The 18592-nt window shown below is 65.8% G+C and carries 10 protein-coding genes and 1 riboswitch; of the genes, 7 read left to right on the plus strand and 3 right to left on the minus strand.

Annotated elements, in window-relative coordinates; translation table 11 throughout:
* Nucleotides 1-126: 126 nt before the first annotated feature.
* A riboswitch (yybP-ykoY riboswitch) is annotated at nt 127-296 on the plus strand.
* Between the two features lie 21 nt (nt 297-317).
* Both VPH41_RS21240 and VPH41_RS21245 read left to right on the plus strand, forming a co-directional pair.
* Nucleotides 318-893, plus strand: a complete 576-nt coding sequence (locus VPH41_RS21240) for a TMEM165/GDT1 family protein (RefSeq protein ID WP_152282026.1) — start codon at nt 318-320, stop codon at nt 891-893.
* 144 nt (nt 894-1037) lie between these two features.
* The gene (locus VPH41_RS21245) at nt 1038-1223 is read left to right on the plus strand and encodes a hypothetical protein (protein ID WP_152282025.1); all 186 of its coding nucleotides are present in this window, start codon (nt 1038-1040) and stop codon (nt 1221-1223) included.
* Here the strand turns inward: VPH41_RS21245 and VPH41_RS21250 are convergent.
* Nucleotides 1220-9772, minus strand: coding sequence for a GH36-type glycosyl hydrolase domain-containing protein (locus VPH41_RS21250; protein WP_442906309.1), 8553 nt, complete (start codon nt 9770-9772; stop codon nt 1220-1222). The genes VPH41_RS21245 and VPH41_RS21250 overlap by 4 nt on opposite strands.
* A 492-nt stretch (nt 9773-10264) precedes the next feature.
* Nucleotides 10265-12304 (minus strand): aminotransferase class V-fold PLP-dependent enzyme, encoded by a 2040-nt coding sequence (locus VPH41_RS21255; protein WP_328571416.1) that lies wholly within the window; start codon nt 12302-12304, stop codon nt 10265-10267.
* 153 nt (nt 12305-12457) lie between these two features.
* Here VPH41_RS21255 and VPH41_RS21260 point away from each other — a divergent pair, with 153 nt between their 5' ends.
* Complete coding sequence (locus tag VPH41_RS21260) at nt 12458-12955, plus strand: Lrp/AsnC family transcriptional regulator (RefSeq protein WP_152255419.1); 498 nt, start codon at nt 12458-12460, stop codon at nt 12953-12955.
* Between the two features lie 187 nt (nt 12956-13142).
* Entirely contained in the window at nt 13143-15137 is a 1995-nt protein-coding gene (locus tag VPH41_RS21265) for a methyl-accepting chemotaxis protein (protein WP_328571417.1), read from the plus strand.
* Nucleotides 15138-15156: 19 nt separating this feature from the next.
* Here the strand turns inward: VPH41_RS21265 and VPH41_RS21270 are convergent, their stop codons facing one another.
* Nucleotides 15157-15657, minus strand: a complete 501-nt coding sequence (locus VPH41_RS21270; protein ID WP_328571418.1) for a thioredoxin family protein — start codon at nt 15655-15657, stop codon at nt 15157-15159.
* 149 nt (nt 15658-15806) lie between these two features.
* Here VPH41_RS21270 and VPH41_RS21275 point away from each other — a divergent pair, with 149 nt between their 5' ends.
* The 3 genes from VPH41_RS21275 to VPH41_RS21285 are packed head-to-tail and all read left to right on the plus strand — an operon-like array spanning nt 15807 to nt 18443.
* Nucleotides 15807-16169: a hypothetical protein gene (locus tag VPH41_RS21275; protein WP_328571419.1), complete on the plus strand. Its 363-nt coding sequence runs from the start codon at nt 15807-15809 to the stop codon at nt 16167-16169.
* 13 nt (nt 16170-16182) lie between these two features.
* The gene (locus VPH41_RS21280) at nt 16183-17349 is read left to right on the plus strand and encodes an HPP family protein (RefSeq protein ID WP_328571420.1); all 1167 of its coding nucleotides are present in this window, start codon (nt 16183-16185) and stop codon (nt 17347-17349) included.
* Nucleotides 17346-18443, plus strand: a complete 1098-nt coding sequence (locus VPH41_RS21285; protein ID WP_328571421.1) for a M48 family metallopeptidase — start codon at nt 17346-17348, stop codon at nt 18441-18443. The genes VPH41_RS21280 and VPH41_RS21285 overlap by 4 nt, the downstream gene beginning before the upstream one ends.
* Nucleotides 18444-18592 lie beyond the last annotated feature (149 nt).

Here is an 18592-nt window from a genome sequence, read left to right on the forward strand (position 1 = left end):
TCGTGGACAGACTGCATTCTAAGTCGAGTCTGTTTGCAAAACGGTCATTGTTGTCGAAGTCCCACACACCAGGCCGCAGCATCCCCCGGCGGCACTGGCGCGGACGCGGGCATTGGCGTATGATGCGCCTCGAACATTGGGGAGTAGTCGTCCTGCGGTCCTGCCGCAGGAACCTGTATCAACATAATTGGCCCGCAGGCCATGGTGCAGGTGGTTGCAGAACTTGACGAGACCATTGATCCAGGGCGGCCGCATGGGCCGGAGTCGCCCGTGGATCATTGGTTAATTCGTCCGGCCCGCGTACCTCTTGCAATCTCATGGAAGCATTCCTCATCTCCACCGGCATCGTCGGTCTCGCTGAAATCGGCGACAAAACCCAACTCCTGGCCTTTTTGCTGGCCGCCAAATTCCGCAAGCCCTTGCCCATCGTGCTGGCCATTTTCGTCGCCACCATCGCCAACCACGCGTTTGCCGCCGCCGTCGGCGCCTGGATCACCAGCATGCTGGGGCCGGACGTGCTGCGCTGGGTACTGGGCGTGTCCTTCCTGGCGATGGCTGCCTGGACCCTGATCCCCGACAAGCTCGATGAAGACGAAACCAGATTGGCCAAGTATGGCGTCTTCCTGACCACCCTGATCGCCTTCTTCATGGCGGAAATGGGAGACAAGACGCAGGTGGCCACGGTGGCGCTGGCGGCGCGCTACCACGACATCTACTCCGTTGTGCTGGGCACCACTTTCGGCATGATGCTGGCCAACGTGCCGGCCGTGTACCTGGGCGACAGGATCGCCAACCGCGTCTCGCTGCGCCTCGTGCACGGCATCGCGGCGCTGGTCTTTGCCATATTGGGCGTGGCGACCCTGCTGGGCGCGGGCGCGGCGCTGGGCTTCTGACGCACCGCCCTGGCGCAACCTAAAATAATTTCTCATTTACAATGTTCATGTTCATAATTACAATGACGGCGACATGAACACCGGCGCGCTGGTCCCGAACGGCCGGCGCGCTTTCTTGAGGAATATATGCATTGGAATGGAAAAATGGCGGCGCTGTGCCTGGCCGCCTGCGCCTGCCAGCTCCCCGCCGCCACGGCGGCGCCGGCGAATCGCCAGACGGCAGCGCCGTCCGTGCCCGAAGTGCGCACGCGCGACCTGCTGTTGCTGGGCGCGGGCCTGATCCTGCTGCTGGGACTGCGCCGGCCCGAGCACGATACGTGGCAAGACTAAAGCAGCAGTAGCACCGCATACTCGCGGCTCTCGTCGCGCAGGGCGATGCTGTTGCCCTCCTGCGCCACGCCGTCGAGCGACAATCCTGCAGGCCGTCCCTGCGCCTGTTCCACCGTGATCGCGTAGCTGCTGGCGCCAAAGCGGTAATGCAGCTTGAAGGCGCGCCAATCGGCCGGCATGTTCGGCGCCACGCGCAGCACGTTCGCTTCGCGCGTCAAGCCGAGCAGCGATTCGACGATCAGCCGGTACATCCAGCCCGACGACCCCGTGTACCAGCTCCAGCCGCCGCGTCCCACATGCGGCGCCACGGCATACACGTCGGCCGTCACCACATACGGCTCCACCTTGTAGCGCGCCACCGCCTGCGCATCGACGCCGTGGCGCACGGGGTTGATCATGCGCAGCAGTTCCCACGCCTTTTCGCCATCGCCCAGGCGGGCAAACGCCATCGCCGTCCAGATGGCCGCATGCGTGTACTGGCCGCCGTTCTCGCGCACGCCCGGCACATAGCCGCGGATATAACCGGGGTTAAGGCTGGATTTGTCGAACGGTGGATCGAGCAGCTGGATCACGCCGAGATCTGTGCCAGGCCAGCGCCGCACCAAGCGCGCATCGACCTGGCGCATGGCGCCGGCGACCCGCTCCTTGTTGGCCGCGCCCGACAGCACGCCCCAGCTTTGCGAAATCGAATCGATCTGGCATTCCTCGTTCGTGTGTGATCCCAATGGCGTGCCGTCGTCGAAATACGCGCGCCGGTACCACTCGCCATCCCACGCATGTTCCTCGACATTGGCCGCCAGCTTGACGGCTTCGTCGCGGCAGAACTGGGCAAACGCCGCGTCGCCGCGCAGCAAGGCCACTTCCGCGAAGCGCTGCAGCACCTCGTACAGGAAGAAGGCCAGCCACACGCTCTCGCCCTTGCCATGCTCGCCCACCTTGTCCATGCCGTCGTTCCAGTCGCAGGAACCCATCAGCGGCAAGCCGTGCACGCCCAGGCGCAGGCCGTGGCGGATGGCGCGCACGCAGTGCTCGTACAGGTCGGCCGATTCGCCCGAGCGCACGGGCAGGTCGTAATACGAATCCTCTTCCGGCTTGACGGCGCGCCCCTCGATGAAGGGCGCCACTTCCGACAGCACGTTGACGTCGCCCGTGGCGATCACGTAGCGGCAGGCGGCCAGCGGCAGCCACAGGTAGTCGTCGGAGCAGTGCGTGCGCACGCCCCGGTCCGACGGCGGATGCCACCAGTGCTGCACGTCGCCTTCGACAAACTGGTGCGCCGCGCACAGCAGCAAGTGGCCGCGCAGCAGCTGCGGCGCCGTGTGGATCATGGCCATCGCATCCTGCAGCTGGTCGCGGAAACCGTAGGCGCCGCCCGACTGGTAATAGCCGCTGCGCGCCCACAGGCGGCAGGCGATGGTCTGGTACATCAGCCAGCCATTGGCGATCACGTCCAGCGAGGGATCGGGCGTCTCGATGCGCACGGCGCCCAGGGTGCTGTCCCAGTGCGCGCGCACCGCGTCGAGCGCACTGCGGGCCGCCTCCTTGCCCGCATGGCGCTGCACCATGGTGCTGGCATCCGCATTGCGGCGCCCGCCCACGCCGAGCAGGAAGACGATTTCGCGCTCCTGCCCCGGCTGCAGCTCGAACGGCACCTGGATGGCGGCGCACGGGTCCAATCCGGTACCCGCCTTGCCCGACAAGCGCACGCGGCGCAGCGCCGCCGGCTGCGCCAGGCTGCCGTTGCGGCCGATGAATTCATTGCGGTCGCAGGTGATGGAACGGATGCTGGCGTCCGTATTGAAAAAGCCCACGCGGCCTGAAAACTCCGTGTTGTAGTTATTGCGCGCAAACAGGGCGCCGCTGATGGTGTCCACTTCGGTGGCCACGTGCATGCCGGACTTGGCCCGCAGGTCGGCCATCACCCATTCCACATAGCCCGTGACCGACAGGCGGCGCGGCACGCCGCTGTCGTTGCGTACCTTGATGACGGAATATTTGACGGCCGCGTCCAGCGCCACATAGGTGCACAATTCGGTGGCGATGCCCCCTTCGCTGTGCTCGAACACGCTGTAGCCGAAACCGTGGCGCGTGACGTAGTCGCCGCTGCCGCGCGCGGGCAACGATGACGGCGACCAGAACTGGCCGCTCTGCTCGTCGCGCACATAGAACGCTTCGCCGGACAGGTCGGACACGGGGTCGTTCTGCCATGGGGTGAGGCGGAATTCATGCGCATTCTCGCTCCAGGTATACGCCTGGCCGCCTTCGGACACCACGGTGCCGAATTGCGCATTGGCCAGCACGTTCGACCAGGGCGCCGGCGTCTGTTTTCCTTCGCCCGTGGTGATCACGTATTCGCGGCCATCGGGCGTGAAGCCGCCCAGGCCATTTTCCAGTATCAGCTCGCGCTGTGGCGCCCGGTGCGGCACGCCGCCATGCTCGCGGGCGGGCTCTTGCAGCAGCGGCGGCATGCGCAGCACGGGACTGGCCGGGCGCTTGACCTGCTCGGCCAGGGTGCCGCGCAGGTCGCTGATGATGGCGCGCGCCACCGACTGCAGCAGGATGCGGTCTTCGTTGGCGATCTGCTCGGCCAGGCGCACGAAGATGCCGCCCGGACGGTCGATCGCCTGCGCATCGATGCCCGAGGCGATCAGGCCCATGATCTGGTCGTGCAGCAGCTGGCGGTAGCCCGACTGTTCCTCGTACCAGATCACCAGGTCCACCACCAGCCCTTTCAGGCGCCAATAGGCATGCGCCTGCACCATCTGGCGCGCCAGTTCGATATTGGCCGAATCGCGTATCTGCAGCAGCACGATGGGCAGGTCGCCCGAGATGGCATACGCCCACAGGCCGGACTGGCCGCGCTGGTTCTTGATCAGGATGCTGGCCTCGGCACGCAAGGCCGCATTCGGATAGATCACGGCATTGGCCAGGCGCGCATACAGCTGCGCATCGGCTTCGCTGGCATTCAGCTGGCGCAGCACCACCTGGCTGTGCGTCCAGGCCAGCTCGAACACGCGGTCGGCCAGGTGGCGGTCCTGGTATTTGTCGATCAGGTGCAGCGCCGCCTCGCGCTGCTCCACCATGCCGGTCACGCTGTCGACCGTCACGGCTTGGTCGGGGGCCAGCGTGATGACGTAGCGGATGGCCACGATGGGGTCCAGCACGGAGCCGTGGCCGCCGCTCAAGGGGCCGCTTTCCTGCAGCGCCAGCGGTAATTGCGCCGTGTTGCCGCGGCCGATGAAGCGCGCGCGGTCCGTCTCGAACGAGACCTTGTAGCGCTCCGCGTCATGCACCGTCATCACGTGCAGCAGCCACGGCATCTGCTCGTCTTTCGAGCGGGGACGGCGCGTGCACAAAATCGCATTTTCCGGCGCCAGGATTTCCGTCTGCACGAACAGCTTGCTGAACGCGGGATGAGCCGCGTCGGCCGCCGCCGGCGCCATCACCACTTCGGCAAAGCTGGTGATCTCGATGCGCCGCTGGCGGTTCGAATTGTTGCTGATGCGGGTGCGGCGGATTTCGATGTCGTCCTCGGGCGAGACGACGATTTCCGTGTACAGATCCAGGCCGTGGTCGGCGCGGCGGAACTCCGCGCGTCCCTCGGAAAAGATCACCTCGTATTTCTTCGGCTCGGCCAGGGTGGGCTGGTACATGGTGGACCAGACGGCACCGTCGTCGAGGTCGCGCAGGTAGCAGAAATTGCCCCAGTTATCGCGCGTGCTGTCCTCGCGCCAGCGCGTCACGGACAGGTCTTTCCAGCGGCTGTAGCTGCCGCCCGCATTGCTCACCATGACGTGGTAGCGGCCATTCGACAGCAGCTGCGTTTCGGGTACGGCGCTGTTGGCCTGCGTGAGGATACGCATCGGCATGGCCTGCTCGGGCGCGCCGCTGCGCAGCACCGCCAGTTCGGCCGTGTTCGAGTAAAAGGCGCCCGCCTGCGGCGTGCGTTCCTGCAGCACCAGCAAGGCCGATTGCAGCAGCGGATCGGACTCGAAACGGCGCTGCATGGGACGGTCGTGCAGCAGGTAGCTGAGGGCCAGGAAACCCATGCCCTGGTGGTGCACCATGAAGGAACGGATGACGGCGCTGCCCTGCCCGCGCGGCAGGCGCGCGGTGGTAAAGTCGATCGCCTCGAAGAAGCCGTAGCGGCCCATGTAGCCGGCCGCCTGCATGCGCTGCAGGTTCTGGCACGCCGCTTCCGGCTGCACCATCAGGCCCATCATGCTGGCGTACGGCGCCACCACCAGGTCGTCGGCCAGGCCCCGCTTCAAGCCCAGCCCCGGCACGCCGAAGGCGCGGTACTGGTAGTTCAAGCTGGCGTCGACCGTGTTGTAGCCGGACTCGGAAACGCCCCACGGCACATCGCGCTGGCGGCCATAGTCGATCTGCGCCTCGATGACGGAGTGATACGTCTGGTCGAGCAGGGTATTCGGATAATTCGGCATCACCAGCAGCGGCATCAGGTATTCGAACATCGAGCCGCTCCACGACAGCAGCACGGGCTGGCCGGCCACCATGCACAGCTGGCGCCCCAGCGCGAACCAGTGCTCCTGCGGCAGCTGTCCCTGGGCGATGGCGATGAAGCTGGCCAGGCGCACTTCGGAAGCGAGCAAATCGTAGTAGCTGGGGTCGAGGCGCCGCTCGCTCACGTTGTAGCCGATGGCCAGCAGTTTTGTCGACGGGTTGTACAGGAATGCGTATTCGACCTGCGCAAAATCGCGCGCCTGGCCCGCCGCATGGGCGATGTCGCGCATGTGGCGGCCCGCCTGTTCGCTGCCCTGCGCCAGCAGCGCCGCCAGCTCGGGCGGCGTGCCTTCCATGAGCGTCAGGTTGGCCAGTTCGCGCAGGGTCGGCACGCGCTGCCACGCCGCATCGAGGTCCGCTTGCGCCGCCCACGGCGCCAGTTGCAGCAGCTCGGCCAGCGCCGCGCGGCACTGGCGCGCCAGCGCACCGCTCCACATGGACAGCTCGCCATCCTCGCTTTGCAGGGTCAGCGACAGCAGCGCGTCGGCCGCGCCATTCGCCGCATGCAGGTAGGCATGCCATTCGGGCAGGCTGGCCGGCGCGGCAGGCGCCTGCAGCAGCGCCAGCGACGCGCGCATTTCCTTGCCTTCGCCTTCGGCGGCGATGAACTCCTGCAGCACCTGCGCCGTCGTGCGGATGCCCTGTACCACCTGCGCGCCGATGATGGGCGCGTCGTACAGTTCCACCAGTCCCGGCTGCAAGGTCAGCAGATGACCGGCCAGGTTGCCGCTGTCGACCGTCGAGATATACATGGGCTGCAAGGCCTTCAGCGTTTGCGTATCGTACCAGTTGTAGAAATGGCCCTGGAAGCGCTCCAGCTCACCCATGCTGCGCAAGGTGGCGCGGCTGCGCTCGATCAGCTGGCCCATGGTGAGGTAGCCGAAATCATAGGCCGTCAGGTTGGCCAGCAGCGCCAGGCCGATATTCGTCGGCGAAGTGCGGTGCGCCACCACCAGGTTCGGATGCTCCTGCATGTTATCGGGCGGCAGCCAGTGATCGTCGGGTCCGACGAAGGTATCGAAATACGCCCAGGTCTTGCGCGCCACGCCATGCAGGAAACGCCCCTGCTCGGCCGACAGGCGCGCCACGGCCCGTTCGATGGGGCGGCTGATCCACCAGGCGATGGCGGGAGCGGCCAGCCATAGCAGCAGCACCACGGCCGCTGCCGGCAAGGCGGCGGGGCGCCAGGCCAGCAAGGCAGCAAAGGTGGCCAGCGCCAGCGCGGGCGAACACCACATGGCGCGCCAGCTATCGGCCTGCGAGCCGGAAGAGCTGTGCAGGTTCGAGGCGCGCCAGTCGAGCAAATGTTTGTGCGACACGCCCAGGCGCCACAAGGTGCGGGCGATGGCGTCCAGGCTGATCCAGGCTTCGTACGGCAGGAAGACGAGCGTCAGCATGGCGTGCGAAAACTGCACGCCGCAGCGCCGCTCGAACGCGGCCAGGTGCTGGCGCCACAGGGTGTCGCGCGGTTTGCGCAGCAGGTCGTACAGGGCCGAAAACACGGGCGGCAGGAAGATGATGGCCAGCACGGCCGCGCTCCAGAACGCCACGTGCGGCAAAAAGCCCCACACCAGCAGCAGCGACACGGTGGTGGCGGGCGCCACGACGCTGCGGCGCAAATTGTCGAACAGCTTCCAGCGCGACAGCATCGACAGGGGATTGCGTTCGCGCTTGCCCGCGCGGCCCGGCACGCGGCCCAGCAGCCAGCCGACCAGCTGCCAGTCGCCGCGTATCCAGCGCTGGCGCCGGCTCACGTCGGCGTCATAGCGGGCCGGGTATTCTTCATACAGCTGCGAGTCGCTGAGCAGGCCGGCGCGCAGGTAGCAGCCTTCGAGCAGGTCGTGGCTGAGGATTTTATTGTCGGGCAGGCGCTGGCCCAGCACGCGCTCGAACATGTCGAGGTCATAGATGCCCTTGCCGATGAAGGAGCCTTCATAGAACACGTCCTGGTACAGGTCGGAGACGGTGCGCGTGTACGGGTCGATGCCCGGTTCGCCGCCGCACAGCAGCTCGTAGCGCGACGCGTTCGCGCTGGGCAGCGCGACGGCCACGCGCGGCTGCAGGATGCCGTAGCCGGCCACCACGCGCGTGCCGGCCGCATCCAGCACGGGGCGGTTCAGCGGGTGCATCATGGTGGCGATGAATTCGCGCGCCGCGTCGCGCGGCAGCTGCGTATCCGTGTCGAGCGTGATCACGTATTTGATCGTGCGCAGGCCGCGCAACTCGCCTTCCACCAGCGCGAATTTGTCGCGCGCGCCGCCGCGCAGGAACGCGTGCAGGTCGGACAGTTTGCCCCGCTTGCGCTCCTGCCCCATCCACGCATTCTGCTGCGAATTCCACAGGCGCGGACGGTGCAGCAGCAGGAACGGCCCCACGTGGCCCAGCGCTTCGCGTTCGGCCGGGTCGCCATTGTCCTTGAACTCGATGCCTTCCACGCGGTATTTGTCGTTCAGGCCACGGATGGTGTCCTGCGCCTGGCGCAGCAAGGCCTCGTCGCCGGGCAGCGTTTGCGCCTCCGCATCGACAAAGTCCGTCAGCAGGCAAAAGCGCAGGTTCGGATCGCGGTTGGCCAGATAGCGCACTTCCAGCGCCTCGCACAGGGCCGCCACGTTGTCCTGGCTGTAGATCAGGGTCGGCACCACCACGATGCCGCGCGCGTCCGACGGAATGCCGGCCTGGTAATCCATGCGCGGCAGCGGGTGCGGCGACGTCATCAGGGTCGCCAGCCAGTTCACCACGGCCACGGCCAGCTGGCTGCTGCCCAGCAGCGCCAGCACGCCCAGCGCCGCCAGGGACCAGCCCTGCACGCCATGGCGCACGGCACGCTCGAGCAGCAAGGCGCTCGTCGCCAGGCTCAGGAAACAGATGGCCCCAAGATAGACGGCCAGCGGCGCGGCGCGCGCCGTCTGCTGCAGCGCCTCGACGAAGGGCAGCCTGGCGCCGGCCTGCTTTTCCAGCACCAGCACGCCGCGTCCCACCAGGTAAAAGCCGATGTGGCCACGGCGCGCATCGTTGCCGTTGCCATGCGTGTGCGCCAGCTGCACCACCATCTCGGCCACCTCCACCTCGCTGCGCGCGCTGCGCTTCGCGATGCGTTCGATGGCGTGGCGGTAGCTGTCGCGCGTGGCGAAATCCATCAAGCCATACGTGCCGGCCGGGTCCAGGCGCAGGGTCTGCTCGACGACGCTCATGGTCTCGACGAATTCCTGCCAATCCATGGTGCCCAGAAAACGCAGGCTGCCGATGCTGTTGGCGATCGATACCTGGTCGGCCGCCTGCTGCCCGATCTCGGACTGGATCTGCTGCTCGATGGTGAGGCCCGATTCGGCCAGCTTGTGCGTCAGCCACGACAGCGCCAGGGTCAGCGACGAACTTTGCCCCTGCAGGCGGCGCGACAACTCCGCCACGAAGGCGCTGGTCATCGGCGGATTCGAGCGCGCCATGTCGGCCACCAGCAGGATCAAGCCGCTGGGATTGCGCTCGGCGATCTCCGTCATCTGGTCGGCCCAGGTATTGGCCAGGTCGCGCTGCATGCGGTCATCGGCCACGCGCACGGCGACGCGCCGCAGGTTTTCGATCAGGGCCAGGCGCAGCATGATGGGCACGGCCCACAGTTCGCCCAGGGTCAGGGTGGCCACATCCTGGTAGGCCTCGATGAAGTGGCACAGATTTTCCAGGTCAACCCGGCCGTCGCCATGCGAGATGATTTCCAGCGCGATCTTGTACACGCGCGGGCAGCCCGCATCCACGCCGGCAGTCAGCCGTGGCAGCTCCTTGCTGTAGTTCTTCGGCAAATGGCGCCGCGTGGTGCGGATCTGCTCTTCGATCAGATAAAAATTATCGAGCAGCCATTCCGACGCGGGCGTGACCTGGCGCCCGCTTTTCACCGTGGCCGTCAGCTCGTTGACGGTGGCCGTGATCAGGGCCGCATTGTCGGCCAGGCGCGCCAACAGGCGGTCGCGGCCATGGTGCCGTCCCACCGCATGGCCGGCAGCCACGTGCTTGCCGTGGGCCGCCATCTGCATGGCGCTGAACAGCTCGGAACGCAGGGGCAAGGCATCGTCGCGCGCGGCGTCGAAACTGTCCGGCGCGAGGGCATGGTCGCGGAAGATTTCTTTAAACTTGGAAATCTGTTGCTGGATCTGCTGCGTGACTACTGCGGTGTACTCTTTCAACTTGGCCTCGCTAGGTGCGCGCAGGCAGCCAGCGGCCACCGTCACGCTGGCCCAGTCTGGAAGAACACGATCGGACACTGGCGAAGACGGAAAGCGAAGCGCCGGAGCGTTGCGACGAATCTCAGGGTATAGGGAGATTTTCTGAACTTCATCGTAGGTGCGCCCTGCACGCAAGACCGTGCGCTAGCGTACATACCCGAGGTTTTAGGGACGTGCCGGCAAAGAAATCAGCCAGTTGTAAGGAGGAAAAATGCCAGAAGGAAATTAACAGGGGAAATGCGCCAGCCGCACCGTGCCAATGATGGCACGGTGCAATATTTCAACGAGGAAACTTCAACCCTGTCAGGCCGCGATGGCCAGCGGGTGGCGCGTCGCTTCCGCCATCGCCATGCCGCCGTTGAGCTGCCACGCCGCGCCATGGCCCAGGCGGCGCAGACAGGCGGCGGCGCGCGCGCTGCGGTTGCCGCTGCGGCAGAAAAAGACCAGCGGGCGCTGCGGCTGCTGCAGCCAGGCAGCCACCTGTCCGGCCAGGCGGCTCAGCGGGACGCTATGCACGGCACAGCCCTCGAACACCGTGCCGGCGCAGGCCGCGTGTTCATATGCTTCGCGCACATCGACGAGAATGGCGTCGGGGTGCTGGCGCAGGAAAGCGGGCAAGCCGGCCGCATCGAGCTGCAGTTCGCTGGTGGACGCTTCACCTTTGCCGGCGGCGCGCACGGTGCTGCAGAGGCGGCCGTCGTCGCTTGAGCTGCACAGCACGGTGTCCGGCGTCACCAGCCCCGCCTCGAGCAGGGGCGCCAGCGCCTCGGGCGCCAGGGCGCCGGTGAAGGCAAAGCGCTGTCCCAGCAGGTACACATGCGTTTCGCCGCACTCGATTCGGCGCAGGCGCTGCTGGCCCAGTGCCAGCTCACCGTCGATGTCGACGCGGCCCACCTGTTCAATGGCGAGCTCCTGCAGCAGCGCCAGGCGCGCCGCACCATGGTCGGCCGGCGCCGTCGTGTGCACGATGGCGCGCAAGGCCAGGTGCTGGCAGCGGATGAAAGCGGCCAGGCGCGGCACGAGCGCGGCGGCGGGATCGATGACGACGCAACTGGCGCTGGCCGCATCGCTGAGCAGCCAGGTGCACTGGCCATCGACGCCCAGCTGGATTATGCCCTCCTGCGCGCCGTCCTGCGGCGATGGCGCCAGCACGGACGGCAGCAAACAGCTGCTGCGCAGTGCCTCGCCGCAGCGCTCGATGCGCGCGCAGGCGGCAGCGATGGTTACCGCATCGATCAGGGGGCCGAACGACAGGCGGATGGCCGAACTGGCGCGCCATTGCGGTACGTGCATCGCTTCCAGCACGTAGCTGGGCAGGGCCTTGGCGGCGGAACAGGCGCTGCCCGAGCTGACGCGCACGCGCGCCGCATCGAACAGGTCCAGCAACTCCTTCGAAGACAGGCCCGGCACGGAAAAATTGAGCGTCGTCGGCAGCGACAGCTCGAACGGCATATTGAAGACGATGCCGGGGAACGCGTGCTCCAGGCTGGCCACCAGGCTGTCGCGGAACGCGGCCAGGTCGGCGTGGCTGCGGAAAGTCTTGCCGTCTTCCAGGGCGGCCAGCACGGCGCCCAGCGCGGCGATGCCGGCCATGTTTTCCGTGCCGGAACGCAGGCCCGCTTCCTGGCCGCCGCCCATCATCAGTGGCGTAAACGGCGCGCCGGCGCGCACATACAGCATGCCGATGCCCTTGGGCGCATACAGCTTGTGGCCGGAAAACGGCGCGTAATCGATGCGCGTGGCGGCCAGGTTCAGCTTCAGCTTGCCCAGCGCCTGCACGCAATCGACCATCCAGTAGGCATCGGCGCCCCGTTCCTGCAGCAGCTGCGCGATGGCGGACAGGTCGCTGACGACGCCCGTTTCATTGTTGGCCGCCATCGTGCACAGCATGGCCGCATCGCCGATCAGCGCATCGAGCGCCTGCAGATCGTGGCGCCCCTGCGCATCGACGGGCAGCTTGCGCACTTCCAGGTTCAGGCCCAGCAAGCGGTTCCAGTGGGCCAGGCTTTCCGGCACGGCCTTGTGCTCGGTCGCGCCATACAGCAGCAGGCTGCCGATGCGCTTGCCCGCGTCGCGCCGTTCGCGCAGCGCGCACAGGGCCGACAGCACGGCAGTCTGGATGCCTTCGGTGGCGCCGCTGTTGAACATCAGGCGGCCGTCGCCCACGCCCAGCAAGCGGCTGGCGCGCTGGCGTACGCCATCCATCATGGCCTTGGCCTGCAATCCCGTGGCGTGGGTACTGCTGGGATTGCCATAGCCGTGTTCCATCGCCTGCCTGGCGGCGGCAACGGCGGCGGGCAGCACGCAGGTGGTGGCATTGCTGTCGAGGTAGATTTCTTTCATGATGGCAGTCCGAGTATTCGATGAAAAGGGCGCAGCGCAGGCGGCTGGAACGTCTCGATAGTCTACCGGCAGGCCCCCGTGAAGATATGCCAAAAGTCACTGCAAATGGCGTAATATGTAGCATGCCCATGCTACAAAATAGAGAACTACAAAATGAATTCACCAAACACATCGCTCGACAAATTCGACTGTGCCATCCTGGCCGCCCTGCAGCAGGATGGCACCCTGTCGATCGCCGCCCTCAGCGAGAAGATCGGCCTGTCCAGCACGCCATGCTGGAAGCGCGTCAAGCGCCTGGAGGAGGACGGCTACATCGAGAGCCGCGTGGCCATCGTCAACCGGCAAAAAGTGGGCTTGCCCGTGACCGTGTTTGTCAGCGTGCGCACGGGACAGCACGATGAAAAATGGCTGCGCCGCTTTGCCGCCGCCGTCATCGTCTTGCCCGAAGTACAGGAATTTCACCGCATGAGCGGCGACATCGACTACCTGCTGAAAGTCGTCACCACCGACATCAAGGGTTACGACACCTTCTATAAAAAGCTCATCAAGGCCGTGCAGCTGACGGGCGTGTCGTCCGCCTTCTCCATGGAGCAAATCAAGTGCAGCACGGAATTGCCGCTGGAATTGATCGCCCACGGCTTGCCTGCCTGACCCATTTTCTCCGCATGGCGAACAAGCATGAAAAATCGGCATGATTGCCGGCTCTTGCGTTGCTGCATTGCAACATAAATAACCTGAAAGCAGCAATGACGCAGCGAAACGCGGGGCCTGGCCGGTATACTGGCGGCTCGCCTGCCCGCTTTTCTGCCGATTGTGCAGGCCATCACTCAAGGTTTCCATGTCTCTGCTCCGCCGCCTCTCCATCCAGAAAAAACTACTGTTCAGCATGGGCCTGTGCCTGCTGCTCTTCATGGCGATTTCCTCGTTCCTCAGCGTGCGCATGAGCAGCGATTACGTGCGCGAGCGCGTCGTCGGCCAGGAGTTGCCGGCGCAGGTGGGCGAGATCCGCAACGATGTGCTGCGCCAGATCAGCCAGCCCCTGTCCGTGGTGCAAACCATGGCCAACGATGTCTATCTGCAGGACTGGGAAGATGCAGGCTTGCCCGACAGCGGCATCGCCACCTTCCAGCGCTATGCCGCCGTGGTCAAGGACAAGAACAAGGCTGCCTCGATCAACTGGGCTTCCGCCAGCACGGGCAAATATTTCACCACGGAGGGCTTGCTGCGCACCCTGGACAAGAACCTGGCGGCCGACCAGTGGTTTTATCGCTTGCTGGCCGGCGACAAGGCTTACACGCTCGACATCGACAAGGCGGAAAACTCCAGCGACCTGATGCTGTATCTGAATGCGCGCGGCCAGACGGCGGGCGGCAAGCAGATCGCCGCCGGACTGGGCCTGTCCATCAATGCGCTGGCCGACACCATCCGCAGCTACAAGATCGGCCAGACGGGCCATGTCTACCTGGCGCGCGCCAATGGCATCGTGCTGGTGCACCGCGACACGGCCCTGGCCGACGGCAAGCACCAGCTCAAGGATTTGCCCGGCTTTAGCGATGCTTTGAGCAAGCGTCTTCTCACCGGCAACAAGTACGCGTACGCCATCTATGACGCGCCTGCCGGACGCCAATTCGTGGCCGCGTCCTTCGTGCCGGAACTCAATCTGTATGTGATGGCGGAAGTGCCGGAAACGGAAGTGCTGGGCAATGTCACGCGTTCGGCCCTGATCGCCGCGCTGATCGCCGGCCTCGTCGGTGGCGGCATTGCCCTGCTGATCATTTATGTGATCAGCCGCGCCATCGCCGCCCCCGTCGCGCGGGCGGCCGACATGCTCAGCGAGATCGCCAGCGGGAACGGCGACCTGAGCCGCCGCATGCCCGTCGAATCGGAAGACGAGGTGGGCGCCCTGGCTGCCGCCTTCAACCGCTTCGTCGCGTCGCTGAACGTGACGATACGCGAAGTTCGCGACAGTACCGGGGCCATTGCCAGCGCATCGAGCCAGATCGCGTCGGGCAACCTGGACCTGTCGGCGCGCACGGAAGCCCAGGCGTCGAGCCTGGAAGAAACGGCTGCCGCCATGGAAGAGCTGACGTCGACCGTGAAACAGAACGCGGATAACGCGCGCCAGGCCAACCAGCTGGTGGTGTCGGCCTCGAGCCACGCCGTCAAGGGCGGTGACGTGGTGGGACAAGTCGTGCAGACGATGGGCGCGATTACGGAAAGTTCACGCAAGATCGCAGACATTATCGGCGTGATCGACGGCATTGCCTTCCAAACCAATATCCTCGCCCTGAATGCGGCGGTCGAGGCGGCGCGCGCAGGCGAACAGGGCCGCGGCTTTGCCGTGGTGGCAACGGAAGTGCGCAACCTGGCGCAGAGGTCAAGCCAGGCAGCCAAGGAAATCAAGGACTTGATCGTCGACTCGGGCAGCAAGGTGGAAGCGGGCAGCAAGCTGGTCGATTCTGCCGGCGCCACCATGCAGGACATCGTCGTATCCGTCCAGAGAGTCGCCGACCTGATGGGAGAAATCGCGTCGGCCAGCCAGGAGCAAAGCCAGGGCATCGCGCAAGTCAACGCCACGGTCACGCAAATGGATGATGCCACCCAGCAAAATGCGGCATTGGTGGAAGAAGCGGCCGCGGCGGCCCAGTCCTTGCAGGATCAGGCCGGCCGGCTGGCGCAGGTGGTCAGCGTGTTCAAGCTCGAGGAAACGGGACAGGCAGCGCAGCAGGCTATCGTACGGCCCGCGCCACCCAAGGCTGTGCGCCCGGCAATCGCCGCAGCACCGGCCGCGCGCCCGAAAGCGCCAGCCAGCGATGCGTGGGAAGAGTTTTAAGGCAATTATTTCACCCTCATCACAGCGCCGGCGTCTTGACGCTGGCCGCTTGCTTGAAGAAATCATAAATGCCGCTTTCGCTCATGCGGCGCGCATTCGCCAGTTCGCCGCCCTTGGTAGCGTACAGCACCTGGTTGTTGTCGCTTGAGACGAGCACGGCAGCAGGAATGCCCTTTTTGAGGGGATTGCCATAGGTTTGCGCCACATCGAGGTTAAGGTCGAAGTTCCCTACGTCGACCTTGACGACCTTGAACTGCTGTTGCATCAGCTCGGCATTCTTGCCTTCCTTCAAGGCCTTGTCGAGCGCACGGCAATCCTCGCACCAGTTGGCGCCAAAGATCAGCAGTACGGGCACGTGCGCCGCCTTGGCCTCGGCCAAGGCGCGGGCCACATCGGCCTTGGCGTCGGCTGCCGCGTTGTACGGCAGGTGCGGCGTGGCGACGGGATTGCTCGGCGTGGGGGCGGCGGCAACGGCGGTGCCGGCAAGCAGCAGGCTGGCGAGAAGAAGGGAAAGGCGCATGCAGGGCTCCTGAGAAAAATCGTAAGGCCAGCTGAACGGATGCCAGCGGACGTGATTGTCTAGAATATGCCTGCTTGTGGGAAATATCCACCATTTAATTGCACTGTGCTTATGCGAAAAACGTATAAGCAGCCCCAAGAAGTAACCGCTTGAGCATGCACGATGTCCTGCCTCCAGCACTGTCCGGCGCCGCGCGCATGCTGCGCAACGCCTATCCCGGCGGCATGCCCGACATGGCCTGCCAGGCGGTATTGGCCCTGCTGCATGAACACGTCTCCGACCGCAACCTGACGGCAGTGATGGCGGCCGTCACGGACAAGGATGCGGCGACGATTCTCAATGACATCCATGCCTGCGCCAGCAGCAAGCAGGAGCCATCCGCCACCGGGGCCGTCGGGCGCCTGCTGGAGCAACACGGCTTGCAGGCGGTCTGTGCCGAAGACCAGCGCCCGCGGGCAGCGAAATCCCACGCATGGGATAATGTCGGGCTCACACTGAGCAACGCGGCCTGAACGCGCCCTCCCCATGACGACTTCTTTCCTGGCACGCTGGCTGCCGCAACCGAACAACGGCAGCCGCCGCGAACAATTGCGCGCCTGCGCAGGCGCCATCTGCGGCTTGCTGCTCACCGGTCTCATCTGCCATTTCCTGCTGGCCCCCGACAGCGCCAGCGTGTACCTGATCGCGCCCATGGGCGCCTCGGCCGTGTTGCTGTTCTGCCTGCCTGCCAGCCCGCTGGCGCAACCGTGGTCCGTGGTGGGCGGCAACGTCGTTTCCGGCCTGGTCGGCATGGCCTGCGTGAAATGGCTGGGGCCCAGCGTGGGCGTGGCGGCGCTGGCCGCCTGCCTGGCCATCGGCGCCATGTTTGCCCTGCGCTGCCTGCATCCGCCGGGCGGCGCCGTCGCGCTGACCACCGTGGTCGGCGGCGCCAGCGTGCATGCGGCCGGCTTTGAATTCGTCTTCATCACCGTGCTGTTCAATTCAGCCGTGCTGGTCGCCTGCGCCGTGCTGTACAACAACCTGACGGGACGCCGCTACCCGCACATCCAGCAACTGACCGCGCCCCATCCGCACGCCACGAGGGACGACGTGCCCAGCAACCGCCTGGGCTTTTCGCCGGACGACCTCGATGCCGTCCTGCGCCAGCACAGCGAGGTGCTCGATATCAGCCGCGACGATTTGCAGGCCATCTTCCTGCAAACGGAAATGCGCGCCTATCAGCGCCGCTTCGGCGTCGTCACCTGCGCCGACATCATGTCGAAGGATGTGCTCAGCGTGGAATTCGGCACGCCGCTCGATGTTGCCTGGCGCACCATGCGCGAACACGAGGTGGGCGCCTTGCCCGTCATCAACCGGGCGCGCCGCGTCATCGGCATCATCACGCAGACGGATTTCCTGCGTCATGGCGGACTCGACGATTATCAGGGCGTGCGCCAGCGCCTGCGCAGCCTGCTGCAGCGCAGCGGCCTGTCCCACGGCGACAAGCCGGAAGTGGTGGGGCAGCTGATGACGCCGTCGCCGCACACGGCCCGCCTGGGCACGCCCATCATCGATCTGGTGCCCCTGATGGCGGACGCCGGCTATCACCATATTCCCATCCTCGACGATGCAGAACGCCTGGCCGGCATCATCAGCCAGTCCGACCTGATGGCGGCCCTGTACGAGAGCCGCTTTGCCGAGGCCGCCGCATGACGCCATTCCAGGCATTGCTGACTGGCCCCGATGGCGGGCCGTCCGGCACGCCCGTCAGCGCGCATTTCTTCGGTGCCCAACTGGCCATCGACGCGCCCGGCCACAGCGTCGAGGTGGCGCAACTGGTCGTCAGCGTGGGCGGCGTCGACGGGCCGGAACTGTTCCTGAACTGGCTCGATGCGCAAGGCCGGCAGGCGTCGCTCAAGCCGCAGACGGCTGCCGACATCGCCATCGTGTTGACGGAAGCGCCGGCGGCGCTGCAGCCGCAACTGCAGCGCCTGTGGAGCGAACGCCAGCGCAACCGGCGGCAGGTGTCGGGCTGGCTGGCCGGTTTGACGGGCGCGGCCGTCGTTGCCTCTGCCCTGCTGTGGTGGCAGGGCGGCAATGCCATCGGCGCGCTGGCAGGCTTCATTCCCTTGTCGGCGGAAAAACAGCTGGGCGAACTGGCCCTGTCGCAAGTGCGCGCGCAAGGCGGCATCGCCGACAGCGGCGCGGCGCAGCAAACGGTGCAGGATATCGGCCGCAAGCTGACGGCCGGCTCGCGCTACTCCTACCGCTGGCTGGTCAAGCAGGACGACAGCGTCAACGCCTTTGCCATGCCCGGCGGCATCATCGTCGTGCACACGGGATTGCTGCGCCAGGCGGCCGACCCGGGCGAGCTGGCCGGCGTGCTCGCGCATGAAGTGCAGCATGTGGAGCAGCGCCATTCACTGCGGCAAATAATCAGCAGCCTGGGCTGGGGCGCCCTCGTCGGCGTGACCATCGGCGACATCAGCGCCGTGGCCGCCATGCTGGCGCACCAGGCCGGCACCCTGTATTTCAGCCGCGACATGGAAGAGGAAGCGGACCGGCTGGGTTTGCTTGCCTTGCAGCGCGCGCACATCCAGCCCGACGGCATGCTGCGCTTTTTCCAGAAACTGGGCAAGACGGATGGCGCAACGCCGCCAGGCTGGCTGTCGTCGCACCCGCAAACGGCGGCGCGCGCGCAGCAAATCCGCAGCCTGATCGCGGCCACGCCCTGCCCCGCCTGCACCCCATTGAGCAGCCAGCACTGGCAGGCGATGAAAGCCGCCCTGCCGCCTACGGCAAAATAGCAACATTCCCCCCGCACAATTTATCCAAACGCACGGGGCAATGGCGTATGCTTACGCCCCGGCCGTTCCATCTCGACCGGCCACCCCGACCTCGCTACGGTTTTGTCAGGCGTTGTAAGCCTCCGTTCATTCCCTTCCTTACAAAGGAC

Origin of the sequence: Janthinobacterium sp. P210006, assembly GCF_036231885.1 — a bacterium.
GTDB classification, from domain to species: domain Bacteria; phylum Pseudomonadota; class Gammaproteobacteria; order Burkholderiales; family Burkholderiaceae_D; genus Janthinobacterium; species Janthinobacterium violaceinigrum.

Bases quoted from the DNA above. Each gene is read 5' to 3' on its own strand.
- VPH41_RS21265 (WP_328571417.1), top strand. From the start codon at position 13,143: ATGTCTCTGCTCCGCCGCCTCTCCATCCAGAAAAAACTACTGTTCAGC.
- VPH41_RS21245 (WP_152282025.1), top strand. From the start codon at position 1,038: ATGGCGGCGCTGTGCCTGGCCGCCTGCGCCTGCCAGCTCCCCGCCGCC.
- VPH41_RS21250 (WP_442906309.1), bottom strand. From the start codon at position 9,772: ATGCAGATGGCGGCCCACGGCAAGCACGTGGCTGCCGGCCATGCGGTG.
- VPH41_RS21255 (WP_328571416.1), bottom strand. From the start codon at position 12,304: ATGAAAGAAATCTACCTCGACAGCAATGCCACCACCTGCGTGCTGCCC.
- VPH41_RS21280 (WP_328571420.1), top strand. From the start codon at position 16,183: ATGACGACTTCTTTCCTGGCACGCTGGCTGCCGCAACCGAACAACGGC.
- VPH41_RS21285 (WP_328571421.1), top strand. From the start codon at position 17,346: ATGACGCCATTCCAGGCATTGCTGACTGGCCCCGATGGCGGGCCGTCC.
- VPH41_RS21270 (WP_328571418.1), bottom strand. From the start codon at position 15,657: ATGCGCCTTTCCCTTCTTCTCGCCAGCCTGCTGCTTGCCGGCACCGCC.
- VPH41_RS21260 (WP_152255419.1), top strand. From the start codon at position 12,458: ATGAATTCACCAAACACATCGCTCGACAAATTCGACTGTGCCATCCTG.
- VPH41_RS21240 (WP_152282026.1), top strand. From the start codon at position 318: ATGGAAGCATTCCTCATCTCCACCGGCATCGTCGGTCTCGCTGAAATC.